Annotated in this window: 11 protein-coding genes and 1 pseudogene; 1 reads left to right on the forward strand and 11 read right to left on the reverse strand. The window is 70.5% G+C overall.

Annotation, left to right across the window (positions count from 1 at the left end; translation table 11 throughout):
• Window positions 1-8: 8 nt before the first annotated feature.
• The 10 genes and pseudogenes from IE295_RS30210 to IE295_RS30255 all read right to left on the reverse strand — a co-directional run bounded on the left by IE295_RS30210 (window position 9) and on the right by IE295_RS30255 (window position 23,471).
• Window positions 9-16,238 (reverse strand): helicase-like domain-containing protein, encoded by a 16,230-nt coding sequence (locus IE295_RS30210; protein ID WP_190066969.1) that lies wholly within the window; start codon window positions 16,236-16,238, stop codon window positions 9-11.
• A gap of 264 nt (window positions 16,239-16,502) precedes the next feature.
• The gene (locus tag IE295_RS30215; RefSeq protein ID WP_190066970.1) at window positions 16,503-18,977 is read right to left on the reverse strand and encodes a phage portal protein; all 2,475 of its coding nucleotides are present in this window, start codon (window positions 18,975-18,977) and stop codon (window positions 16,503-16,505) included.
• Window positions 18,977-19,315 carry a hypothetical protein gene (locus IE295_RS30220; RefSeq protein ID WP_190066971.1) on the reverse strand — a complete coding sequence of 113 codons (339 nt, stop codon included), beginning with the start codon at window positions 19,313-19,315 and terminating at the stop codon, window positions 18,977-18,979. The genes IE295_RS30215 and IE295_RS30220 overlap by 1 nt, the downstream gene beginning before the upstream one ends.
• Window positions 19,316-19,401: 86 nt before the next feature.
• Entirely contained in the window at window positions 19,402-19,698 is a 297-nt protein-coding gene (locus IE295_RS30225) for a hypothetical protein (RefSeq protein WP_224323479.1), read from the reverse strand.
• Between the two features lie 317 nt (window positions 19,699-20,015).
• The gene (locus IE295_RS30230; protein WP_190066973.1) at window positions 20,016-20,246 is read right to left on the reverse strand and encodes a hypothetical protein; all 231 of its coding nucleotides are present in this window, start codon (window positions 20,244-20,246) and stop codon (window positions 20,016-20,018) included.
• A 343-nt stretch (window positions 20,247-20,589) separates the two neighbouring features.
• A pseudogene (locus IE295_RS30235) lies at window positions 20,590-21,120 on the reverse strand (kinase); the annotation flags it as partial.
• 8 nt (window positions 21,121-21,128) lie between these two features.
• Entirely contained in the window at window positions 21,129-21,641 is a 513-nt protein-coding gene (locus IE295_RS30240; RefSeq protein WP_190066974.1) for an NUDIX domain-containing protein, read from the reverse strand.
• A 92-nt stretch (window positions 21,642-21,733) separates the two neighbouring features.
• On the reverse strand, window positions 21,734-22,207 hold the full coding sequence (locus IE295_RS30245; RefSeq protein ID WP_190066975.1) for a GNAT family N-acetyltransferase: 474 nt from the start codon (window positions 22,205-22,207) through the stop codon (window positions 21,734-21,736).
• Between the two features lie 136 nt (window positions 22,208-22,343).
• Window positions 22,344-22,574, reverse strand: coding sequence for a DUF397 domain-containing protein (locus IE295_RS30250; protein WP_190066976.1), 231 nt, complete (start codon window positions 22,572-22,574; stop codon window positions 22,344-22,346).
• Window positions 22,575-22,577: 3 nt separating this feature from the next.
• Entirely contained in the window at window positions 22,578-23,471 is an 894-nt protein-coding gene (locus IE295_RS30255; protein ID WP_224323480.1) for a helix-turn-helix domain-containing protein, read from the reverse strand.
• Between the two features lie 311 nt (window positions 23,472-23,782).
• Here IE295_RS30255 and IE295_RS30260 point away from each other — a divergent pair, with 311 nt between their 5' ends.
• Window positions 23,783-23,953, forward strand: a complete 171-nt coding sequence (locus tag IE295_RS30260; RefSeq protein WP_190066978.1) for a hypothetical protein — start codon at window positions 23,783-23,785, stop codon at window positions 23,951-23,953.
• 20 nt (window positions 23,954-23,973) lie between these two features.
• Here the strand turns inward: IE295_RS30260 and IE295_RS30265 are convergent, their stop codons facing one another.
• A complete protein-coding gene (locus tag IE295_RS30265) occupies window positions 23,974-25,134 on the reverse strand; it encodes a helix-turn-helix domain-containing protein (protein ID WP_190066979.1) in 1,161 nt (386 codons plus the stop codon).
• Window positions 25,135-25,137 lie beyond the last annotated feature (3 nt).

Here is a 25,137-nt window from a genome sequence, read left to right on the forward strand (position 1 = left end):
CTTCTCCTTCATCGTGTGGCGAGCAGGCCGAGCAGGAACGACCTCAAGTCGTCGTCCTCGTACCAGTCGCCGGTGAACATGGCCTGCAACGACCGGGCGAGGCTCTCACCCGTGTCCGTCTGCGTCTGCTGCTGATCTAGGAGACGCCCCAGGGCGCTGTGGTGGAGCGTGCGGGCACCCGGACGGCCGGTGTGCGTGCGGGTGAACCAGAAGGCACGTTGCGCGGCGTCCAGGTCCGGCAGGTGCCCGGCGAGGTGCTGCGCCAAGGCGTGCGCGGCCGTGCCCACGCCAGCATCGCCGAGGTCGGCGACTGTGGCGCGGCCCGTATCGGGTTCGTACCGGCCTGCCTCACCAGTGACGGCGGTGAGCCGACGCCCGTCCGGGATGGCGAGCCAGTCCCTGGGGATGAGGCGCTGCACGTCGCGCACGGCCCGCTCGGCGTCCGGGGTGGTGTCCGGGCCGAACACGATGCCTGCGGCGCCCTGGGGGCCGAGATCGCGGACATCGGCCAGGGCCGCCGCAACGGCGTCGGGCACCGCCGCGGCGTAGCGGGTCCGCAGCTCCTCCCATTCGCGGCGAGCGGCCGCGGCTTCCATGCGGGCGGCAGCGATCTCCACGTCCACGTCCAGGTCCTGGATGGCGTTGCTGCTGCGCGCGGCCTGGAGGTTGAGCAGACGCCGCTCGGTGGCGGCCACGTAGTCGTCTGCGTGGCGAAGGGTGCCGTGCGGGTCACCGCCGAAGTCGTCGCCGAGCGCATCGGCCAGATGGCGGGTCACGCCCCGGTCGACGTCCGTGCCGGCCGCCCGCAACGCGGCCATGTGCCGCAACGCGGTGAGGCCCGGCCCGCCATCTGAGGCACGGTCCGGCACCCACCGGGTCTCTGCGGTGCGGCCGGGGAGCCTGCCCGCGGCGAGCTGCGCCCACGTCGTCGGCCGCCACCAGGAGACGCGACGGGATGCCTGCCCGAAGCGGCCCGGCTCGGGCAGCAGGCTCGCCCACTGGGACACCCGTGCGGCCAGCGACTCGCCCTCGACGTCTGGGAAGTCGAGCGCGGCTTGCAGACGCGCCAGGCGGCGGGACTCCGGCCAGTTACGCACCCGGCCCACCAGGCGCCGCAGGAACGCCTTCAGGCGGGAGAGCCGTTCACGACTGTTGCGCCACAGCTCGGCGATCTTCTCGGCGGCGGCCTTCACCAGCTCGATGAGGCGACGGCCCATGCGACCCAGCAGAGCGATGACGCGCGCGAGGAAGCCGGGCTGCCGGGCACGGTCCGGGGCCGTGGCGGCGGCGCGGCCGACGATGCGCCGAGCGGCGGCCTGCCGGGTTCCGTCGAGCTGCGCCGTGAGGAGCCGGGTCAGTGCATCGGTGTCGACCGGGTCGACCCCGGCCTCTTCGAGCTGCCGCAGGAGCGCGGTCACCGCGTCGTCGACGTGCGTGGTGGCGTCGGCGGACCCGTCACCGTCCGGGACATTGCGGGGGCGCGACGGGGACGGGGCGTCGAACTGGTCCGGGATGAGCCGCAGCAGGCCAGCTGCACGCTGCGCCAGGTCCTCGTTGGGCTCGCCGGGGAGGGGTTCGAGGTCGTTGATCGTGCGGAGCGCGGCCCGGACTGTCCGCTCGTGCGCCTTCGTGCGGGCCCGGCGGAGGGCCTGCTGTACGGCGGCGCGGTCGCGGCCGGTGATGCCTGCGGCGTCCAGGGCGGCGTTCGCGTCCTGGCGGGCGGCGTTGCGGGCGCCTTGTAGGGCATCGGGGGTCAGGCGCTGCGCGATCTGCTCGCGGAGGGCGTGGATGTCGCCGGGCGGCTCGGTCCCGGCAACGGCCTCGTCGATGATGCGCATGGCCACCGTTCGGCTGTGGTCGGCGACGATCTGGCGCCGCACCGCGGCGATCGGCGGGGTGGGGTCGCGCGGCGCCGGGGCGGGAGCCGGGTCTGGGGTGTCGCTGCCGGTGGTGTCCGGGGCGGGCTCGGGGAGCTGCCAGACGGGCATGGCGGCGTGGACGATGCGCCGCTTCCACTGCCGGTTCTCGTCCTCCAGGAGCAGGCTGCGCACCCCGCCGGGGCCTTCCTCCACGTCGATGACGCGGTAGACGTGGATCTCGTCGCCGCGGCGCTCGTCGGGCATGGCGATGATGTCGCCCTCGCCGATCTGCGCGGCGTTGGACGGACGGGGGCGGTCGAGTCCTTCCGGCGCGGCGTGGCCGGCAGCGCGGTCGAGGTGGTCGGCGGCGCGCAGTGCGGCCCGCCCCTCTGTGGTCGCCGGGTCCGCGTTCGCCCGGAGCTGGGTCGCGAGGGCGGTGGCCTGCTCCGGCGTGACGGGGAGGTCGGCGCCGAGCCGGGCGGCGGCCTGCTGGGCGTCGGGGTTGTCCTCGGGGCTGCTGCCGTTGTCGGCGATAGCGTCGCGGTCGGCCGGGGTGAGGTCGGGGTCGACCGTGGGGCCGTTGACGGGATCGAGCGAGGGCAGCGGCTCGTGGATGGTGAGTTCGTCGTCGGCGGCCGGCGCATCGTCCGGGCCGAGGTCCGGTGCGGCGCCGTTCGGGCCTTCGGCCTTGTGGACGACGGCCGTGGCGTCCATGTCGATGGCGCCGAGTTCGCCCGTCGTGGTGTCGACGTAGTGGAGGGTGACGCGGTCGCCGTCGCGGTTGGTATCCAGGATTTCCACGGTGGTCGGAGCGCCGTCGAGGTCGAGCACGACGACGTCGCCCTTGTTGATCTCGTCGGCGGTCGTCTCGCTGATGCCGGTGACGGGGGCGGTCTCGGGGGTGTCGTCGCGGACTTCCCCGACGACGCGAAGGTCCGCGGCGTGGTGGGTGATGGTGCCCTCCGCGGTGGTGACTGTGATGCTGTCGCCGTTGGCCTCGTCGACCGGGCCGAGGAGCGCGCCGTTCTCGTCGGAGACGACGTGGCCGGGGCGGAGCCGCTGGCCGGTGGGGGTCCAGCCGGTGGGGCGCCGGTCGTCGGTGTCACCGACCGTGAGGGAAGTCGGCGCGATTCCGTTGTCAGTCTCGCCGTCGGCCCACCGAACGGAGACGGTGGTGTCGGTGACGCCGGTGACCGTGCCTTCGCGGTCGCCGCTGCCGGTGACGTGGCTGCCGGGGAAGAGGCCGATGCCGCGGGTGTCGGTGGCGATGGTGTCGGGCAGGTCGCCGCTGACGACGTCGTCCTGGGCGCCGCTCGCCGGGGGGCCGGGTGCGTTGGCTTTCGGGGCCTCGGCGCGGGCGGCGCTGGCGTTGAGCGGCGTGTAGATGGTGCCGCGGCTGCCGGTTCGGCCGTCGGGGCTCTCGCTGATCGTCGTGCGCCACATGTCCTCGGTGCGGCCTCGGCGGGTCACGGTGACGCGCTGCGGGGCATCGAGGACGTACCCGGCGCGGGTCACGGCGCGGCCTCGGCGGGTCGTGCCGTCGATGCGCGCCATGTCGCCGGGCTGGAGCTGATCGACGCTGGTCCAGTGCGCGGGCTGCCCGCCGATGGGCTCGGGGTCCGGACGGTGCTCGGGCTCGTTCGCGTCCTCGTCGGTGAGGTCGGGCGCCTGGGTCGGCCCCGGCGCGGGGCGGGGCTCGCGGGCCGGGCCGGCATCCAGGGCGGGCGCTGCGTCGGCGCCAGTGCGCGCGGTATCCGAGTCGTCATCGCGGCTCGTCTCGGGGGCGGCCCCGGCGTCCGGGGCGTTGTCGCCGCGCGGGGTCTCGGGGGCGTCCGGGGTGCTGTCCGCCGGGCGCGGCTGGTCTACCGCGCCCGCACGCGGGACGGCCGCACCGCCCGGGGTAGGCGTGGCCGCGTCGCCCGGGGTAGGCGTGGCCGCGCCGCCGGGGGTGGGCGCGGCCTCCTCGTCGACGGACGGCTCCTTCGCGCCGCCGGGGGTTGCGGCGGTCGACGCCGGGGTTGCTCCGTCCGGCTCGTCGCCGGACGCGTCTGGGGCCCGGTGTTCGTCGTTCTGTGCGAATCCATCGCGCAGGCGCTCCGCCCAGAGGGACCGCCGCTCGAGGTCCTTGACAGCGTCGCGGTCCTGTCGGTTGCCCTGGGTGGCGACCAGGGTGTCGCGCAGCCACTGGAACTCGTCGCGGGCCTGCGCCAGGTCCTTCGCCAGGTTCCCATTGGGCGACTGCTGCGAACGGAACGACTCGATGAGCTGCACGAGCCGGTCGTACCGCTCCTTGACCGCCGGGTCGCTGCTGAGGCTGCCGGGGAGTTCCGGCAGCTCCGGGGAGCGGCCCGCGAGGTGCACCTTGACCGTGTTCCAGGTGCCCTCGTTGGGGTTCGTGGCGTCGGCGGGGCTCCGGTCGGCCCGCACCACCAGGTTGGCCACGGCCAGGTCCCGGTTGGCGGAGCGGCTGTTGTGGTCGTGGTCGACCGTCAGCAGCGGCGTTGCGTCCCACATCTGCGCGCGCTCAGGCGAGTTCCGGTTCACGTTGCGCACGGTGCCGATGCGGCGGCCGTCCATCCAGACGTCGAACGTGCCGGCGTCGGCGGCAGCCGGGCGGAGGTCGGCTCGCTCGGCCAGGGCACGGACCTGGTTGGCGCCGCCGAAGCGGCGGTTCGCGTCCTCCTCGGACTCAGGAGTCAGGGTGAACGACGGCAGGTCGATGTCGGCGGTGCTGAGTCCTGCGGTGCTGACCGCCTCGGGAGCGGCCGTGTCATTGGCGGCTGCGGCTCGCCGCTGCGCCTCCTCGTACCGCTTGCGCTCGACTCTCTCGTCCGCGCGGCGGCGCTGCTTGTACTGGTTGTAGGTCAGGCGCCCGCCGTTGTTGTCGAACCACTCGATCAGTTCTTCGCTGGCGTAGTCCCGCCACCGGCCGAACTGGGACAGGGAACCGCCGGAGAACAGGTCGCGCTCGCTCACCGGCAGGAGGTTGCGGCTCGCCCTGCTGAAGAAGTAGCCGTTGGTGGCGTCGATCGCGGCGGAGTAGCGGGCCTCGTCGACATCTTGGAATTCACGCTGCAGGCGCTCCTCACGGGTCTGCGGGCGCCGGGTGACATCGGCATTCCCGAAGCCCAGCGCGGCGTCCATCGCCTCGCCGCGGCGTCGAACCTCTTCGGCGTCGGCTGCCTGCGCGGTCGGGATGACATCCCGCACTCGCTGGTCGGCGCTGTCGCGCCGGTCCATCTCCTCGGCGACGCGCATCTGGTCAGCCTCGGAAAGACCCTGCCCCCATGCTGCGGCGAGGTCGTCGTCGCTCAGGTCGGTCAGGTCCTCCGGGAGAGTGGCGACCGGCTTGGGCTGCGAGGTGTCGCTGTCCTGCTCGTCGCCGTCCTGGAACAGGTCACGCAGCGTGCGCAGAGCATCGGGCAGCGTGCGGCCCTGACGGTCGCGCCACTGGCCGATGACGTCCAGAGTGAGCGGCTGGTGCCAGTCGATCGGCTCCCCGTTCGCGTTGGTGGTGATCTCGAAAAGGTCAGCGAGGTCACGGGCGTCGTCGGCAGTGCGCGCCGTGAGCGTGATCTTGCCGAAGCGGCCGCCATTGCGGGCCTGCGCGAACTGCCAACGCCGCATCCCATCGGGGGCGGTGTCGTCTGTCCAGGTGACCAGCCCGCCGCCGGAAGACAGGGTCAGCGTCGGGTTATCGGCGAGCTGCGCGAGGAACGCCCGCCGCTCAGGGGTGTTCTCGTCAGTGGTCAGCCGGTGGCCGCGGCGCCACGCGTCGCGGAGGTCGGCCACGGTACGCGGCGGCGTACGGTCGGGGGCCACGCTGCCGCGGTCGGTGCCGTCGCCGTCCGTTCCGCCGCTGCCGGCCGCCGGAATGCGCGAAGGGTGCGGCAGATTGAGCCGAGGCAGCCCGGGGCCGCCCGGACCGCCGAAGCCTCCTCCGCCGGTGCCGCCGCCCCCACGACGGACGCGACGGCGACGGCGCTCGCGGTCGTCCTCGTCGTCCTGAGTGTCGGGCTCGCCGGCGTCCGCGCCGTTGGCGTCCCGGTCATGGTCGGCGTCCGGCGTCTGCGAACCGCCGGCGCCTGCGGGGGCTACGTCCGGCGCCGCGCCGTCCGCCTCGCGGTCGCTGCGACGCGGTTCTTCGCCACGCTGCTCCTCGCCCTGGGGCTGCTCGCCGTCGTCCTCCGGCTGAATGTCGTCCTGCTGGTTGGGCTTGTGAGTTTCGTCGCGGCCGGTCTCGTCTCCCTGAGGGGTCGCGGGGGCGTCACCGGTGCCGAGGCCAGACGTCGACTGTTCATCGCGGTCGTCGTCAATCTCCTCGTCCGGGTACCGCAGCCGGAGCTCGGCGTCACGGTTGTAGAACCGCTCCTCGCCGTCGCCAGTGACGACCCGAACGCGGCCCCGACCGGTACGTCGCGGCGGCTCAGCGACCGTGCGCGTACGACCGTCCGCGTCGGTGTACCGGTCTCCTTCCGCCAGTTCCTCGGGGTTGCGCATCTGCACCGGACGGAGACGGCGGGTGTCGCGTCCCTCGTGGTCGGCGAACATGTCCGGAGTGCCGAACAGATCGTCAGGCTGATCAAGCGAGTTGTTCGGATCTGCGGCGACCGGGCTCTGCGGCTGCGGCTCGTCGACGTCAAAGAGGCCGCCATCAGGCTCGGCGGGGGCTGGTGTCTTCGGCTCGGGCTTCGGCGTACGCCCGGCGCGACGATCTTTCTCCGCCTCCAGCACGGCCATGCGGGTGCGGTCGGTGCCGGTCAGCTCGCCGTCGGCCATCTCCCGACCCATCAGAGCCACGATCTCGTCCGCGATCTCCTGATCGGTCATGGCAGACGGCGCCTTGGTCCCCTCGGGGCGGATGTCGTCGAGCTGCTGGGTGACCTCGTCGCGGGCGAGGGTGACCGTGTCGTCGGCGGCCGTGGGGGCGTCCGAGGCGTCTTGGGCCTCGTCGGCCGGGACCTGCGGCTGGGTCGCGTCGTCGCCTTGGACCGACGCAGGCTGCTCGGTGTCGTCGTCCTCCGGGTTCTCGCCGCCGGAAGCGGTGGGCGTTGTCGGCAGGTCGCGACCGCCGTCGCCGTCTCCCGCGTCTGCTGCGGTGTCCGGCGCGTCGGCGGGCTCCTCGCTGGTGTCGTCGCTGTCGGGGCGGAGCTGGCGGAGGGCCTGGGATACCTCCTCGGTGGAAAGCCGCACCCGGTCCTGCTCCGGCTGCCGCTCCTCCGATATCTCCGGCTTGTCTGCGCGCTCGGGCTCGGGGAACTTACGGTCGAAGTCTTCGAGCGTAAGGACTGCGGCGCCGACAGCGGCCTGGAGCGGGATGCGGGCCCCCCGCCGTTCCTCGACGATCTGGCGGCGCTGGGTCTTGGTCAGCTTCTTGTCGAGTTCGTCCTCGTCGATCTCGGGCAGCTTGTCGAGGTCGGCGATCCGGCCGACGATGTCGTCCAGCAGGTTCGCGCGCACCCGCGCGTGCTCGATCTGCGGGGTGAAGTCCGCAGCGGCCTGCGCCGACTGCAGGAGGGCTATCTGCTCGTCGAGTTCGGGCAGCCGCGCACGGTCGGCCTGCTGAAGGACAGGCGCCTTCTCCAGCGCGTTGGTGAGCCGGGTGATCATGCCCGACCCGGCGCCCTTCTTCTTCAGGTCGTCCGGACCCCGCTCGAAGTCGGAGCGTGCCAGGTCAGGGAAGCCGACGTGTGCGACGAGCTTGCCGTCCGCGCGGCGCTCGGTGCGCACGCCGATGTCGAGCCCGCCGAGCTGGCCCAGGATCTTCCACGGGCCCATGCCGTCGCGGTTGTGCTCCAGGAGCTGGGTGGTGACCTGCCGGTGGAGAGCTGCCGCAGCGTCGGCGCGCTCCGTGTACGACAGGCCGCCGAGGTTCATGGCGAAGGAGTCGCGGACGTCGCGGATGCGGGGCAGGGCCTCTTCGCGGCGGGCGATGGCGTCGCGGGTGTCGGCGAGTTCCTGCTTCAGGTCGGCCAGGGCCTCCTGGCGACGGACGCGTTCGGCAGCCTCGTTGTGCTGGTCAATCTCCAGGTCGCGCAGCGTGCGGCGAGCCTTCATGAGCTGGCTCATGTAGGGGTTGCCGCCGATCTCCGCTTCCATCGTCTCGTAGTCGGGGTAGTCGACGTCCAGCTCGGTGACGGTGTCGCGCGTGTCGCTGTCGGCCATCTCCGGGCGCTGGATGTCGACCAGGCCCTCGGCCTTGGATGCAACGAACCCGGCCTTCCAACCGTCGAGGCTGCCCTTGGTGGCGAAGATGTCGATGTCGACTACGGGGTTCTGGTTGCCGTAGCGGATGGCGCGGCCGTTGCGCTGCTCCATCTGCGCGGCGCCCCAGTCGAGGTCGACGTGGGTCAGCGACACCATGCGGTTCTGGGCGTTCATGCCGGTGCCAGCGACGCTGCTGGAGCCGATGAGTACGGCTATCTCGCCGTCGCGGGCGCGACGGAACAGCGCGGCCAGTTCCTCGGGCTTGCCCGTCTTCTTGTGGTCCTGGACGAACGCGATCTTCTCTTCGGGGATGCCGCCCGCGACCATGAGCCGCTTGAGTTCGGCGTACGCGTCGAAGGAGCCGCGGTTGTTGCCGCCCGGCACGCCCTCGTTCAGGAAGATCATCTGGAGGGCGCCGGGGGTCGGGTGGTCCTCGGTGCTGCCGTAGTACGTCTTGTAGATGCGGTCCTTGTGCTGGTGGTAGCGCTCGACATGCCGGGCGGCGACGGCGGCGAGCTTGTTGCCGGCGGGCGCCTTGGCGTCGACGAGCCGCGGGTCCAGCGCGACGGACGTGCCCTCGTTGGAGACGGCGAGCATGTTGTCTTGCGAGCGGTCGACGTCGCCGTTGTGGATCGCGCGTCCGCGGGCGACGAGCTGCTTCAGTCGGGCTGTCTGGTCCTTGGTCGGATCGACCATGACCAGGTTGGGGCCGCCGTTCGCGATCTTCGGGCGGGGGATGTCGACGTCGTCAGCGCGCTTGGTGTCCGCGACCAGGCCCCACATGGTCTTCATGGCACGGCGGTTGTGGAACTCGGAGAAGCGCTCCACAACGCGCAGACCGGACCCATCGGGGGCGTTTTCGACACGGAGGGTCTTGCGACCGAAGGTCGCGGCCCACAGGTCCGGGGCGCCGGCCTTGTAGGAGTCCAGGACCCACGGGGCGGCCAGGGCGAGCATCGTGAACTGCTCGGTGATGCTGTTGGACAAGGGTGTGCCGGTGGCCAGGGTGACGGTGGCGCGGCCGGCACGCCGGCGGTGCAGGTCGGTGAGCTTCTGGTGCAGGTCGATGCCGCGGATGGAGGCGGGGTCACCGCCGCCCTCGCGTGAGCGGAAGCCGACGCCCTTGTACCGGTGGGCCTCATCGATGACCGCGTAGTCGAATCCGAGGTCGTCCCAGTACGTCTGGCCCGGCGTGCGCATCGGCGCCGCGTTCTTGCTGATCTTGTTCTGGATCGTCGCGATCCGCTGCTCGATCTTGGCGACGATGAACGGGTGATCAGGGTTGGTCGCGTCCTCGTACTGCCGGTCGAGCTGTTCCCGCAGAGCCTCCAGCGCCCGGAACTCGTACCGCTCCTGCGCCTCGGGGCTCATCTTGATAGAGCCGAAGGCCGGCTCGGTGAAGATCACGAGGTCCGGCTTGTTGGCGCGCAGCCACTCCAGCGTGCTGTCACGGCGCCCGTCGGCCAGGTCCCCGCTGGTGATCAGGTGGATCTCGGCATTGGGATAGAGGAACCGCGCCTCGTCGTACCACTGCTGTGCAAGGTGGTCGGGGACGACGGCGTACGGCTTCTCGATCTGTCCGGACGCCTTGAGGGCCTGGGTGCCCATGACGAGCGTGCCGGTCTTGCCCAGGCCGACTTCGTGGGCGAGGATCACCGACCGTTCGAACTGCATGCGGGCGGCGCCGGAGAGCTGCCAGGCGTGCGGGGTGCGGTCTGGGGTGAAGCCGTCCAGGGACGGGCTCATGCCGTCGTACGAACGGACGACGTGCCCGTTCATGATCTTGTTGTAGGAGTCGGTCAGTCGCGTGAGCCGGTCGGCGTTGGCTGTCGCGTACTTCGCGAACTCCGACCGCATCTGGTCGGCCTTCTGCCGGACTAGCCGTGACGTTTCTTCGTCGACGTCTCGGCGCTTGTCGTCGCGGTAGATGGTCAGTGAGCCGTGGCCGAGGATGGCGCGGGCGATCTCGACCGCGTTCTTGCCCCGGGTGCCCTTTTCCTCGTCGGCTGCGACGCCGTGCAGGACGTTGTTGGCCTTGGGGACCTGGCCGGTGTAGAGCATCCAGCCGTAGCGGTCGTCATGTGCGACGCGCAGGGTCTTGTCGCCCAGGTACTCGCGCAGGAACCCTTGCAGCAGTTGGGGCGGCGTCCAGTGCGCGCCCATCTCCGGCGTGAACTCGCCGATGGTGCGGTCGGGTGGCTGGACCGCTTCGAGCGAGGAGACGTTGACGGCGAACGCCGGGTCCTTCGCGGCGGCTCGGCGTGCGGCTTCGAGCTTGTCGCGGACGGGGCCGGACAGGTAGGCGCCGGCCAGCTCCAGGCGGCCGGTGGTCGGGTCGGTGAAGACCTCGTTGCCCAGGGCCCGGAGGGCGTCCTGGGGGGCCATGTTCAGCAGGCGGGCGATCTCGCCGAGGTCGACTTCGCCGGTCGCGGCCACGACCGCGGACAGAGCGGTCTTCGGGTCGTCGGTCCGGTCGAGCGGCTGCCGGCGCGCGGCGGCACGCTCGTCGAAGACGCGGGAGAGGATCGGCTCCTGCTTGTCCGCGTCCCACCGTTCCAGGGCGAGGACCGAACCGGCGTCCGGGTCGGAGCGGAAATATCCGAACGCGGTCGGTGTCCGCTCCTCCGTTCCGTCCGGCCGGGTGCCGGTCTTCATGCTGCGGAACTGACCGGGCTTGGACAGGGGTCCGTACTGCTCGACGTACGCGGTGTGAAGGCCGCGGAGCTGGGCGCGCAGCTTCTCGGCGCGCTCGTCCTCCGCGTTCTTGCGGTCCAGCACACGCAGCTCGGCAGCGACGTCGCGCAGCTCCATCAGGGCGCGGAGCTGGTCCTCGCGGCCGTCGGACGGCTCGACTACGACGGGGTTCCCGCCGTTGACGTGCTGGTAGAGCTTGCCGTCGTCGCCCTCGTAGAGACGGCCGGTCCAGTCGTTGGCGTGCTTCTCTCGCGCGGTCTGGAGGACTACGGGCGGCCGGTTGTCGCCGTCGGGGTGCGGCTCGTACCCGTTGCCGTCGGCCTTCGCCGTGGTGGCGATGTTCTTCAACGCGTCCCGGAGCTGGTCGGCGGCCTTGGCCGGGTTGCCCTTGACGGTCAGGCGCGGCCCGAACGGAGACGACTCGGTGGTCAGGTCGCCGAGGATGTGCTCGGGATGCTCGGTGAAGTACGCGTTGACGTGCTCGCGGACGTCCCCGACCTTCCGCTCGGGCGCATTCAGCCACGAGGTGTCGCCCGGGTCCTCACCGTCGGCGCGGCGCCGCAGCACCAGGACGTCGGTGACGACGCTGGTCCCGGCGTCGTTGAAGACACCGGACGGCAGGCGGACAGCGCCGATGAGGTTGCCGTACTTGGCGATCTGCTTGCGGGCCTTGTCGCCCTTGGAGTCGAGGGTGTGCCGGGAGGTGATGAGCAGGGTGATTCCACCCGGCCTCGTCAGTGCGAGGTCCTTGGTGATGAACCCGTTGTGCAGGGACTCCGCCGGGTACCGCTTGTCGCCGAAAGGCACCGAGGCGAAGGGGACGTTGCCGATGCTCGCGTCGAACGTGCCGGGGTGGGCGTCGGTCTCGGCGAAGTTCTCGTTCAGGACGTTGGCGTCCGGGTAGATCGCTTTCGCGATCCGCGCTGTGGTCGGGTCCAGCTCGATGCCAGTTAGGCGGGCGCCTTCCGGGGAGACGCCGAAGAATGTGCCGGAGCCGGAGCCGGCCTCGAGGACGTCACCGCGCTCGAACCCCAGTGCTTTGAGGCCCTCCCACATCGCCTCGGCGATGGGCTGCGGCGTGTAGTGCATCGACAGCGTGCCGCGCCGGGCCTGCTGCCACTCCAGCGGCGTCAGCTCGTCGGAGAGCATGGTGCGCAGGTCGCGGTACTCCGCCCAGCGGGCGTGGTCCTGCGCGAACTTGCCGTACCGTGCGCCACCCTGCTGGTAGCGGGGTTCCTTCTCGTTCGGCTCCGAGGCGAACATGATCGGAACCGCGCCCCACCCGCTCCAGCGGGCAAGGGTGACCTTCTCCTTCTCGGTGGCCGGGCGGTTCTCCCGCTCGAGCCGCTTCAGGACCCGGATGGCCTCGACGTTCGCGGCGGCACGCTGGATCGGGCCCTTGGTGGCGGCGTCGGCAGGGTTCGGCCGGAAGCGCGACGCTACATGTCGTACACCGCGTCCTGCATCGCCAGCAGATCCCGCATCTCCGGACTGAGCGCCGGCAGCTCCTCGGTCTCCGGCTCCGGCTCGGGCAGCAGATCCCGCAGAACCATCGCGGTCGCGTCCGCCCTGATCTGCCTGATCTGACCCGCCCGGCCCTCGTACTCCGTCGCCGCCGGCACGGTCGCCTCCAGCGCCTCCTCGGCCGCCAGAATCGCCGTCTCGATCTCCCTGCCCTTGCGCAGGAAGAACGTCTCCGCGTCGTCCATCGCCGCCAGCTCCCGCGGACGGTACTTCGTCCAGTGGTCCCTGGCCGTCTGGCTGTAGATGCTCACCGTCAGCCCCTTCATCCGTTCCGAGAGCCGCGCGCAGGGCTGCCTGCTGCGCCTCGATCTCCTCGCGGGAGATGACCTTGCGGTCGTCGTCCCCGCCATCCTTGCGTACTGCGGTGCGCTGCCCGTCGATCCCGTGCAGCGCAGCGTTGATGGAGGCCAGCCGGGAGCGGGCCTTCGACCGATCCGACGAGTCCAGTTCCCGGTCGCTGGACCGGAGCATCATCTCGCGCGACAGATCCTCGGTGACCCGGTGGAACTCTGCGAGCAGGCCCTCGGGCACGTCGATGTTCGCGCCCTTGCCGATCCTCCCGGTGATCGGGTTGGTGTTGTCGGACCAGCCGTAACCGTGCCCCTTGAACAGGCCGTAGAGGGTCTGGCGCTCCTTGCTCGCCGCCGGGAAGGCGTCGACCCGGCGGGAGGACTGGTACAGCTCGAAGAACATCTTCGGCACCCACACGCGGCGCACGGGGCCGTACAGGCGCACCGGCTCGCTCGCGGGGTCGGTGTCGTAGCTGTCGACGATCGCGGCCAGAGCCTCGGGCATGCTCGGGAAGGCGCCCAGGGTGCTGCCGTGACGCTGGCGCTGTGCGTTCCATCCGGCCTTGTGGCCGCCCGCGTACGGGGAGTCGTGCTCGTGGTAGCTGATCTGGCCGTAGGCGTTGCCGTCGACCCGGACGGAGATGCCGTACGAGCTGGTGAGCGGGTCTTCTCGGGTCTCCGCACGGTTGACCTTCTGCTCACGGCCCTCGGCGCCACGGCGGTTCTGTTCTTCGAAGAGGGCCTTCAGCCGCTCCTCCAGGGCCTCCCGCTCCCGGCCGGTGGTGAGGTTCCGCTTCTTGTGGAGGTCGCGGAACGCCGTGTCCAGGTCCGCATCGTTGAGCCCGGCAGGGTCGGGGCCGTTGCGGTAGACATCGGCCTTTCGGTTCTGCCGTTCCTCGTACACCGCGTGCCAGCGGGCCGTCAGGATCTCGTTCTGCTCCGCGCCCAGGTGTCGCAGGCGGGCGGGCAGGCTCAGGAACTCCTTCTCCAAGGCGTCGTCGTCGAGGCCTTGGACCGGCGGACGCTGCTGGATGGCGTGGAGACGGCGAGCCTGCTGCTCGGTCTCGGCATCTGCCAGACGCTCGGTGACCTGGTTCCATAGGTCCCGCTCGGGGGCGAGGTCTTCTTCCTCGTGGATCGTTCCCGAGGACTTGTGGGCTCGTTCCCGGGACTGCAGCTCCTTGATGCGGGTGGCGAGGTCTTCGTCGCTCAGGTCCTGGGGGCTCTCGGCCTGGTTGACGCGTTCGGTGGTCCGGCGGCGACGATCGGCGTACAGAGCCTGCTCGTCCTCATTGAGCCGGTCGCCGCGGCGGGAGCCGTAGGTGCCGCGGTCACGCTCGGAGCGGTTGATGGCCTCGGTGAGGTCTTCGTCGCTCATCGCGGCCGTGCGGTCCTGTGCGCTCGGCTTGGGGGGCTGGGGCTCGTCGTGGCTGTCCTCGTCGGCCTGGTCGATGCGGCGCCGCTCGAGCTCGGCTTCGACCTTCTGCAGGGCGGCGCGGGCTCGCTGCTTGCGGGCCGGGGTGGTCGCGACCTCGGCGTGGATCTTGAGGTTGTCGCGGTGCTGGCGCAGGTCCGCCTCGGGCATCGCCCGGAGCTTCTTAGCGTCCTCGTCCAGCTGCGCGGTATCCGGAGCGCCGGCGTTGTAGCGGTCCTCGTCGGTGACGCGGACGTTGCGGCCCTGCCGGACGAAAGCGGCGAGGATGTCGGCGGCCTTGCGGTCGCGGGTCTCCGGCTTCCACTGGGTGCCCGTGATGCGGGCCTTCTGGACCGGGGACCAGGCCAGCTTTCCGGCTGCACCGACTGCCCGGTCATCACGAGCGTCGTTCTTGATGGTGCCGCGCACGGCCAGGACCCGCTTGCCCTTGTGGGTGGTCCACGCCAGGTGCACGTGGTCGGCCTGGTCCGGGTTGGTGGTGGCGACGTGGTGGCGGGCGATGATCTGGTCGGCGATGTCCGCGTTGCTGCCGATGGGCACGTAGACGCCATCGACCGTGGCGTGACGGTCGCTGTAACTGCCGACGACGGAGGCGATACGGGCCCCGTCCGGGCCGTACACGGTGACCGGCCCGGGGTTCCAGGAAGTCGCCCAGTACCCGGGCACGCCTTCGACCGGCTCGGCCTCCTTGGGTACGCCTACCGGCCGACCGTCGGTCTCGGGCTCCGAGCCCTCCTCCCGCTGCTGGGCTGCGGCAGGCTCGAAAACCGACGCCGGCTCCTCGGCCGACGTGCTCCGCTCCTGCTCGCTCTCCTGGGAGCCCGCCCGCACGTGCTCCGGGATCTCGGGCTTGTCGGTGACCTCGGGCATTGTTGTCGACTGCGCGGGCGCGTCCGCCTTCGGCGCCTGGCCGTCGTCGTCACCGAAGGGGCGGCGGCGCAGCGTCTCGGCGAGCCGGTCGGTGGCGATGCTGTGCTTCGGCGGGTGGTCCTGGTCCCACAGGGCGCGGGCAGCCGTCCACTCCTGCTGGTAGTCGCGGCCCCTCGCGGAGCGCCAGGTCTGCCGGTACTCGGCGAACTTGGGGTCGGAGAAGTCGAGCGGCGCCCCGTCCTTGTCCTTGAGCGCGCCGACGATGTGCTCGGCGAAGCCCTTGGCGTCGCCCTGCCGGTCGAACCACCATGGCATCTGCTGCCCCGTACCAGTGGCGTGCAGGTACCAGTCGCCTTCAATCCGGCGAGCGACGAACTGTCCGCCGCCCACGAGCTTGAGGCGCTGCTCCTTCACCAGGGCATCGAGGTCCTGGGCCGCGCGCCGGTCCTGCTCGCTGCCGGAGGCGCGCAGGGCATCAGCCCGCTGGGACCAGTTGGCGCGGACCTGCTGGAGCGTGGTGAACCGTCCACGAGCCTGGGCACGCTGCTGGCTGGCAACCGGGGCCTTCGGGGCGTTGTCGTTCTCGCGGGAGGCGTGGAAGTCCCGTACGGCCCGGCGGATGGCCTGCTCTGCGTCCTCACCCTTCGTGGAGCGCCACGTCAGGAGCCAGTCGGTGATCTTGGGGTCGGAGAAGTCGATCGGCTCGTTGAACTCGCCCGGCATGATGTGCCCGTTGCGTACGTGCTCGTTGAGGTAATCGGCCGCCGCTTCGGCTTCCTCGCGGGTGGCGAAGTCGCCGACGTCGAGGTAGCCGCCGGTGCCGGTGGAGGTGAGGTACCAGCGGCCGGTGGCGTCGTCGCGGGTGGTGACTAGGCCGCCAGACGGGGTGACCTGTAGGTCCTCGTCACCAGCCAAGCGGCGCAGCGCCGACGCGTTGGCGCCGGGCTGCTGGGCCAGGTCGAGGAAGTGGCGGCGTACGGCGGCGGTGTCCTCGAACCGGGCTCCGGCGCGGGCCTTGCGGTTGGGCAGCGCGGCGGTGTCGACGTCGTGGTGCCCGTCCTCGGGCTCGTCCTGATCGTCGCCTGCGGGGCTGTCGCCGTCATCGCCTCCGATGGGGTTGCCCTCGTCGTCGGCGTCGTGCGGTTCATCGGGGGTGTCCGGGTCTCCGTGGTCGTCGCGGGAGAGACCCAGGCCACGCCGCTCATCCTGATCGCGGCGAGCATCCTCTGCCTCGACCTTCTTCTGGTTCGAGGTGGGGGCGCTGCCGTCGGGGCGCGCAACCATCGTGATCCAGCGGGCGCTGGTGCTGTGGCGTCGCCCGGTGTAGGTCCCGTCGGCCGCGCGGTCCTGGACGAGCACGCGGTCATGCGGGAGGGCACGAACGACGCGGGCGAGCTTGCCTGACCACAACCTCGCGACACCGCCGGTCTCGATGAACCTGCCCTTCGAGTCCCTGGGGTGCAGGGCAGCGTTCCACGGCCGACGTACGGACTTGGCCTCAAGGGTGCGACTCAGGTCTGCCGGGGAAGTGCGATTCACCATGGCGCGGACCATGCACATCGCACTCGGTTAGCGTCGCGTGCTGATGGACGGCGGCTCAGGGAGACCAGATGGCTGGCTAGGTCAGGAGGTCTCCCGGGAGCTGGGGCCAGTGCGGTATCGGAGGCGGCAGCGGCAGTTGAGAGTGAGACCAGCGGGCGCGAACGGGTCCCCGGGGTAACGCAGGGTGGAGCCGTGGACGGTGTAAGGGATACCGACGGGCAGGGTGGTGCCGTTCAGCTCCATGTGGGCGGGCCGGACTCGGGTGTCTCCGCGGGTGACCCAGGTGCGCAGCACGGAAGGACCCACGCCCTCGGCGGTGGCATCGGCCGCACCGTTGACGGTCGCGACGGCGCAGGACTCGGCGAGCAGGGCAATGAACTTTGCGGAGCGCGCGCGATAGAACGCGGCCACCGTGTCGGTGAGGTCGCGGAGGGCGACGGGCTCGCTTTGTGCTGTGTCGAGGGCGTCGGCCAAGTCAGAGAGCAGCGTGGTGAGGGCGCGCCCGGCCATGGTCGAGGCGGCGAGCCCAGCGGCGGCCGCGCTCGGCGGCACGGTGGCCTCGCCCGTCATGCTCCTGCTGAGGGTCGCCGCGATGGTCACTGCGGTCTGCTGGAGGATTGGGGCCAGAGTGCTGACCGTCTCCTCCTCCCACCGTGCCGCGCCGACAATGCGCGCCCCGTCGATCGGACTGTCACCCTGGCGTAGGTCGGTGTCGCCGTCCGGCTCCCAGTACCGGGTGTGCCTACGGAACTTGGGTGCGTGCAGACGAGCGGTGATGACGCCCTCTTGCCGGGCAAGCAATGCGGTGAGTGCCGCCGTGATGGCGGCGGAGGCCGTGTCGAAGTTGCTGTCGGTGACTTCGAATCCGTCATCGTCTCGGGGCAGCTCCTTGTGCTCGATGCGGCTGCGCGCGGCGTCGACGTCGGTTGCGGCATCCCCGTGAACTGTTGGTTGCTCGAGCGTGGTGCGCGCGACCGCGACGTCGTCTGCGGCGTCACCGGGCAAGGTGAGAGGAACGTTGCTGCGGGCTTGGTCGAGGGCGGCTGCGGCGGTGCCCTCGGCCGCCGGATCGCTGGCGGGGCCACGGGCGGCTGCGACATCTGTGGCGGCGGTTGCCCGCGGGGCCTGGCCGCGCGCCTCGGCGACCGCGTCGGCCGCTGAGCTGCCCGCAGGGCCGGAGGGAGCTATGGCGGGTGGCGGGTCGCCGGCTCCGGGTAGGTCGGGCATGCCTCCCGCAGCCGGGTCCTGGGCGACGCCGAGCGCGGCTGCATCCTGCTCGTTGGCTGGGACGGGTGCCTTCTGCGGGCTGATCCACAGTGCTCGGGTGTGGGGGACGTTGAAGGGGCGGCGACCGGCGATCTGGCGGTACTCGTCGACCGTGATCAGCCCGGCGTTCCACTCCTGCCTCGCCTCTTCCCTCCGCTGGCGGCGGGGGTACTCGAGCGCTTCAACGGTGGACGTGTTGAAGCGGAGCGACCATCCGTCGTCGAGGTCCAGGTCGAAGGCGGACGCAAGCAGTGCGAGATGGGGGAGCTCGGTGTGCTGCCAGAAGTTCCACTCTTCCCGGTCAGCGTTCGCGTACGTGCGTTCGCTCGCATTGCCGACGATGCTCTCCGGGACGCCGAACGCGCTCAGGATCTCGTCCTTCGCGGTCTTGGCCAGCGTCTCGTAGTTCATGTCGCGCGGCCGGGTGCTGGTGTCCACGTAGTTGAGACCGCCCGGTCCGCTGCCGACGACGACGGTTTCGCCGGCGTGCTGGGCGCCCGGGGCGAGCCGCTGCTGAATTCGGTCGATCTCGCGCTGATCCAGACCATCAACGTCGATGCCAACGATCCCTGACGGGCGCGCGTCGTTGTCGATGAAGGTGATGTTGTACGTTCGGGCCTTCACGTCCAGGTCGACGGACAGGCCCGCCGCCTCCAGCGGCGTGACGCCGCAGAAGGGATCGGTTGGATGCGGGTCTCTCAGCCAGATGACGCGGCTGGGGTCCAGCTCCCGGACCCGCCCGTCGTACGTCGTGAACTCGTAGTGGGAGATGTAGTCGCCGTGGTGGGGGTCGGGTACCGGTTCGACCCGGTTGGGCGGCAATAGGTCGAGGCGGGTGATTGTGCCTCCGCGGCTGCGGGTGATCTCGACGAACGCACCCTTCTTCGACAACAGGAGCTGCGCAGAGAGCCGCTTCTTGAAGACGGTGGCCCGCTCCAGCGGGTTAGCCTGGACGTTCAGGACGTGCAGGAGCGGGTGGTCGGTGAGCGTTTCCGCGAACTGCCGCTCGTCACCACCACGTCCAATCTCGACGGTGAGCGCACTGGGGTGTTTGGAGATCGCCTCGACGGACTTGAAGGTCCAGATACTCCGCTCGTATCCCTCCTGGATGACGCGGTCGAGGTCCCAGCCCGCGGCGCGGTTCTCGGTGCCCCACACGGTCGTGGTGCCCGCGTAGGTCATGGAGACGTACGAGTTGCCGATCGGCCCGGCTGACTTCTCTTCCTGCGGCAGATGCGAGCGCGGGACGAGGAGGCGGCGGAGGCCGGGCAGGAACTGGCGCTGGGGCATCAGGCCCCCTCACTGGCCAGCCACACGCCTGCCGCGGCGAGGGCCGTGCCGACTTCGACCCAGCCCAGCAGTGGAAAGTACGCGAAGGCGCAACCGACGGCGGCCGCGACCACGATGGTGCTGATAGTGCAGGTGACGGCGCGGGAGACCTTGGTCCTCGGCGGTGCCAGGAAGCGGAGGGCCGCGAAGGTGCCCGCGGCCGCCACGCTGCTGCTCAGTACCGGGTGCATGGCGCCCAGGGCAACGAGCACGACGAGGACGCCGGCAGCGACGAGGAGCAGTCCGGCGGCTTCGCGGGCGAGGCTTCGCGGCGAGGGTGTCTCAGGCGGTGTACTCACGGCGCGCACGATGGGGTCAGCGTGGCGTTAGTGTCGCGCGCTGGTTTTGGAGGTGTCCAGGGTCGGCTGGGAGAGGACGTGCGCAGTCAGCGGGGCCGGCTGACTCCGGCCATGTAGGCGCTGATGCCGCGCCGCTGGATTTTCTCACCAGGGATGATCTTGGTGCCCATCGGGGGCGGCGGGACCTTGCGCTTCTTGCGCGTCGACTGGTCCCCGCCGATCAGGTGCCTGTTGTCCACCTTTTCTGCGCAGTCCTCACCCTTGACCTCGTCGTACGGGCGACGACAGCCCTTGCAGTACACCTCCAGGGCGTCGACGCGCTGGCCGGCGGTCGCTTTGAAGGAGCCTCGGAAGTCGGCGATGCTCGCGATGCGCGGTTCCACCTGGATCTCAGCGGCGACGACCCAGGTGTGAGAGAGGTCCTGGGGCGGTTCGGCCGGTGGGATTGGAGGGGCGGGCGGCGCTGCCTTCGTCGCCGCCTTCAGCACCGGAGCCTGTGAAGCCGGGGCGGGCTTTGACGGGAACAGCGGTTCCTGCCAGAAAGCCCGGCCCGCTGCCCGTGAGAGGGGAGCAGTAGCAGTCGTCACCCATTCCTCCGCGCCGTTTCGCTGGCGGGGTTGACACAAGAGCCGACCCCTTTCACAGCGCGGAACGTCAAGCGACCGTGATCTGTTACACCGGCCGCTGGCCGAGTCCGCTCTTACCCCAATGCGGACAGCGTCCACTGGTGTGCCGGGTCGGTGAGCCATTCCACCGCCTCGGGGTCGTCCAGCAACAGCTCGGGATCTTGCACGCCGACCCTCCGCATGAACTCCACCAGGTCGGCATCGCGGAAGGCGCGACCGAGCGGTTGTTCGACGCCGCCTTGGCGAGCGGTTACGCGACGCCCGCCGCGCGCGTCGATCCGGTGGACGGAGAACGGAGCAGCCACCGCTTCAGCGTCCGCCGCCGTTGACCGACCGGCACGTGGTAGGCGGCCGACCGGGCGGTCACGGCGGCGGGGCGAGTTCGTCGAGGAGCGGTCGCAAGGCCAGGCGCAGCTTCTCGGCCGTGTTGTCCGTCCGGGTCTGTTCGAACACAGGGGTAGCCCGGGTGATCAGGTCGGTCAGGCGGCCGGCAGGCGCCTCACGCAGGCTGGCCCGCAGCTGGGGCCCCGAGAGGCCACCGCGCGCCAGGTCCTCGGCGAAGGCCCGCTCGACGTTGGCGGGGTTCCAGGTGCCGGAGTCGTACTCGTCGAGGAGCGCGGCGGCTTCCCGGCGGGTGCTGTCCGCGGTTAGCCCGGACTCAAGCATCACCCGGTTCGCCGTCTCGGTCAGCGAGCTGGACGAGGGGACCACGGTCTCAAGGCCGCCCGGCAGCAGGTCTCCGGGCCGGTACCAGTCCCGCATCTCCTTCTCGCCATATTCGCTGGCCTGCGGCTTGGATGAGTGACGGCGCAGGGTCTCTTCGAACGGGATGTCGAAGTAATACAGGTGGGTGTGGCCCCGGTGGTCGCGGACCAGCGCTTCAATCATCGGGCCGTAGTGGGCGGCGTACAGGATGCCTTCGAGGACGACGTGGAAGCCGTGGTCGAGGGCGTAGCGCGCCGTCACGTTGATGAGGCCGATGTTCGCGCCGTCGGGGGTGTCTCGCTCGCGCAAGATCACGCGGCGGAGGTTGTCCTGGCCGACCAGGGCGATGCCCCGGCCGTAGCGCTCGCGCAGCTCGGTGGCGACCGAGGTTTTCCCCGAGCCGGAGTTCCCACGGAGGATGATGAGCCGGGTGTCCTCGGTTCCGAATGGCGCCGGCTGGGGCTGGCCGGACAGCTGGGGCGTCACTCGACGTCTCCGGCGTAGAACGCGTGCGCAGTGCCAGCGGCGGCCTGGGCGGCGAGCCCGGGGAGCAGGGCCTGGAGGAACGGGGGGATCATCGACAGGCTGGCGACCTTTTCGAGCGGGACCCATTCGATGCCGGTCTGGGGGGCGTCGTGCTGGGTGCCACCGAGGGTGTCGGGTTCGTGCAGGATCTCGCACCAGAAGATGGCCTCGACGCGGTGATGGCCGGTCTCCGCCGGGATGTTGCTGTCCGGGTGGTTTCCGGCGATGTGCTCGCGCAGCAGGAGCATCTGGCCGGCTGTGACGCGGACGCCGGTTTCTTCGAGGACTTCGCGCTCGGCGCAGGCGGCGAGGGTCTCGCCGGGCTGCTGTCCGCCGCCGGGGAGCCAGTAGTTCTCGGAGTTCGGGTCGGGCCAGGTGCCGCGGACCATCAGCACCTGGCCGTCGCGGACGACGAGGGCGGAGGCAGCGTTGCGGAGATAGAAGCCGTCGGCGGGCTGCTGGGTCGTCATCGCCCGTACGGTAGTCGCACTGCGTGCGCCGTCGTCCGGTGTTCTCGGAGGATGTACCGGTCGGGGTGACAGGGCTCGACGGTCAGGCGGGCTCATCGTGCTGGTCGCCAGACCATGCGCTGGTAGGGGATCGGCCGGAACCCCAGCTCCTCGTATAAGCCGATGCCGGACTCGGTGGCGGTGAGAGCGGCCGAGGAACAGCCCTGGGCGGCGAGCCAGTCGCGGGCGGCCCGGGTGACACGGCGGGCGTAGCCGCGACGGCGGTACATGGGGTCGGTGGCGACCTGGTGGATCTCCCCGTGCCACAGGGCGAGCGAGGCATGGCCAGGAAGCCGTGGGGAGAGGCCGGCGCCCGCACACGAGGCGAGCCTGCCGGGTGTGTCGGGGGCGTCGAGGACGAACATGGCGAAGCGGGGAGTCTCCAGCATGGAGATCAGCGCGTTCTCACACTGCTTCAGCCAGTCTCCGTCCGGGGTGGGCTCGTCGTGGTTGGCGTCGAGCATGACGCGGCGGAGCCGGACGAGTTCAGGAGCGTCGTCGGGTATCGCGCGGCGGACGATCGGCATGCGCGGGATCGTAGCGACGTACTGCCCTTGCGGGAGGCCGGATGCCTACACTGCCGAGGTCCGGACAAGGGCACGCCCCTCCCCATATGCCCTGGGGAGGGGCGCGTTCACATGATGTTGGCACTCAACTGCGCATCTACAGCTTGTCGGTGGCGACGAAGGCGCAGAAGGCATTCCAGCTTTCGGTGGGGCAGCGCAGCTGTGCGCGGTGGGGGGCCTTGGAGTCGCGGACAGCCATACCGAGGAGCGTGCCGAGGTTGTGGACCTCTGTGACCTCGACGCATGCCTGGTTGCCGTTGCTTTCGTGTGACTTGCGCCAGACGGCGCCTGTCAGGTCTGCTGTATGCAGGGCTTCGTTGCGATTCATTGCCTAGTCCTTCTCCATGATTCTCTTAATGATTTCCCGTGAGTCCGCCACGGGAAGTGCGGTGGCAACGACGCGCTCGAATGCCTGCTCGTAGATGTCCACGTGCTCGGTACCCTCGACGAATTGCCCGCCGACCAGGTTCTCGACGAGGACGACGGTCGGCCACGGAGCGGGGAAGCGAACAACTTCGAAAAGACCCATCATTGCCGGGTTTGGCACCATGGCCATTGGCATGACCTGGATGGTGATGTTCGGCAGGTCCGACATATCGAGCAGGTGACGGAGCTGTTCTCGCATCAGGGTCGGCTGGGACGGGAAACGCTGGTGCAGTACGGCTTCGTGGATGACCGCCCAGAAGCTCAAGGGCGGTCGGCCGCCATCGCGTTTCGCGGTCAGTACGGCCTGTCGAGCCTTGCGGACCTCGGCAAAGGCGTTGACTTCATCGATCGGTCGCCAGAACGATCCGGCGGCAATGATCTCGCGCGCGTAGGCTCCGGTCTGGAACAGGCCAGGGATCAGGTTGGGGGAGCAGATGCGCGTGCTCTCGGCGTCCGTCTCGAGCGAGAGGTAGTCCTTGGTGAGCTCGTCAACGACGTCTCCGTAGTTCTTCCACCAGCCCCGTTTACCCGCGTCTCTGGCCAGTGCCTCGATGGCCGCGAGGACGTCGGGTGCGTCCACGCCGTAGGTGCTGAGGAGCTTGGCTGCCCCGGCGGCGCTGATGTGCCCCTTGGCGAGCTCGACCTTGGAGAGCCTGGTGCGGTCCCATCCGATGGTCTCGGCTGCCTGTTCCAGGCTCATGCCGGTCTGGTTGCGGAACTTTCGGAGCGCTTCGCCGAGGCGCCGCCTTCTGAGGGTCGGCCGGGCTGGTTGGTTCGGTATGGACTTTTCGTCCTCCACGGGTGGTGAACTGCCTTGCTGGGGTGTCCTATTGGGCCCTCCAGGTTGCATTGTGCACTCGCTGGGTTGTGCACGTCGATAGAACGTGGGTACGGCATGTGCCAATTAGGGTTGGCGAGGTTGCAAACCCCGTCACCGAAGGGGCATCCTGCCTGAGCCAAGGTGATGCGCATCACGGTTCGCGCTCATCCGGTGATCAGTGCGCGGCGGCTCGTCGTCCCCCGAGGATGAAGCGGCGGGCCGCCGCTGCCAGCGACTACCTTCACCGCTCGTCCAGGAGCCTCCCCATGCCCGTGTTTCCTGGTACCGCCATGTCTGGACCCGCCCAGAAGTACGAGAGCCCCGCCGAGTCCCCCATTGGCGCCCGCTACCGGCAGGCTCACGGGGACACGGCGGACTGGCCTGCTGACGACTTCGAGGTCTACTGGGACCTCGCCCGCGTGGTGCCCGTCCCCGACCTCGGCCCCGGGCAGACCCGATGACCGCGCCTGCAGCCCCGCTGCTACGCGGCCATCTCCTGTCGCATCCGGTCCAGCGCCTCGCCTGCCGCGTCCCGGATGTCCGGCAGCCGCTGGCCGGTGGCGCGCATGATGCGCTGCAACTGGTGCGGCAGCCGCTGCACCACCGCTTCACCCACCGCCACGTCCAGGGCCTCGGCCGCCCCCGTGCCGTCGCCGCCGAGCAGACGGACTTGGGCGACGGTGATCAGCTCGATCACCCTCCACTGCGGCGCTACGGTCGACGAGCGTGCCGGCCGGTCCTCCGCGAGCCTTATTGCCGCCGGCGCGCGGCCCGTCGCGAGGAGGCCGCGCAGGCGGATCTCGTGCAGGGCGTACGGGTTGAACAGCGAGGTGTGCGCCGCGGTGTCGAGAAGCCGGCCGGTCTCGCGCATCACCGTGTCGAACAGCTCCTGGTCACCGAGGGCACCCGCTGCGCGGGCCAGGAGCGGCAGGACGGCGGCCCGGTCGTCGAGCGTGGGCGCGATGGCGGCGGCATGGCGCAGGCGCTCGACAGCTGCTCCGGTCAGACGGGCCTTGCGCAGCTCGTTGCCGTGCATGCGCAGGATGCCGGAGAGCAGTCCGGGGTCGTGGCCAAGGTGGCGGGCCGCTTCGAGACTGCGGGCGGTCCATCGGGCTGCGGTGGCCAGGCGCTCTTCGGGGAGCACGTTACCGAGGGCGACGCCGAGGCCGACGCGGGCGTGGGCGAGGAGCCGTACGACGTCGCGTTCACTGTGGCCGTCCTCGACCCGGGCTTCGAGGCGCGCGACGAGGGGCCACAGTTCGGCGACGGCTTCGGAGGCGTGGCCGGACTGGCGGGCGATCTCGGCGAGCCGGACGGTGGACTCGCCGAACTGCAACATCGCCCGGTGGTCGGTGTCCGCGACGTCCGTCACCCCGAGGACGTGCGGCGGGAGGCCGAGGCATTCCGCGACGCGGCGTCGGGACCCGACATCGTCCAACGAGCGTTTGCCCAGCTCCAGGGCCGAGACGTACGTCTTGTCGTAGCCCAGGATCTCGCCGAGTTCGGTCTGGTTGATCCGGTGCACGGCCCGGTGAAACCGCAGGATGACGCCGAGGTCGCGGGTGGCGAGGACGGCCTCGGCCTGCGGGGTCGCCCAGTGCCACACCACATGGCGGGCGGCAGGACGGGACGCCGGAAGCATCGT

The sequence above is a fragment of the Streptomyces griseocarneus genome (assembly GCF_014655595.1).
In the GTDB taxonomy this organism is placed as follows: Bacteria; Actinomycetota; Actinomycetes; order Streptomycetales; family Streptomycetaceae; genus Streptomyces; species Streptomyces griseocarneus.

What these genes read in the sequence shown, in the direction of transcription:
- IE295_RS30215 (WP_190066970.1), bottom strand. Translation starts at nt 18,977, where the DNA reads ATGCCCCAGCGCCAGTTCCTGCCCGGCCTCCGCCGCCTCCTCGTCCCG.
- IE295_RS30240 (WP_190066974.1), bottom strand. Translation starts at nt 21,641, where the DNA reads ATGACGACCCAGCAGCCCGCCGACGGCTTCTATCTCCGCAACGCTGCC.
- IE295_RS30245 (WP_190066975.1), bottom strand. Translation starts at nt 22,207, where the DNA reads ATGCCGATCGTCCGCCGCGCGATACCCGACGACGCTCCTGAACTCGTC.
- IE295_RS30250 (WP_190066976.1), bottom strand. Translation starts at nt 22,574, where the DNA reads ATGAATCGCAACGAAGCCCTGCATACAGCAGACCTGACAGGCGCCGTC.
- IE295_RS30260 (WP_190066978.1), top strand. Translation starts at nt 23,783, where the DNA reads ATGTCTGGACCCGCCCAGAAGTACGAGAGCCCCGCCGAGTCCCCCATT.
- IE295_RS30265 (WP_190066979.1), bottom strand. Translation starts at nt 25,134, where the DNA reads ATGCTTCCGGCGTCCCGTCCTGCCGCCCGCCATGTGGTGTGGCACTGG.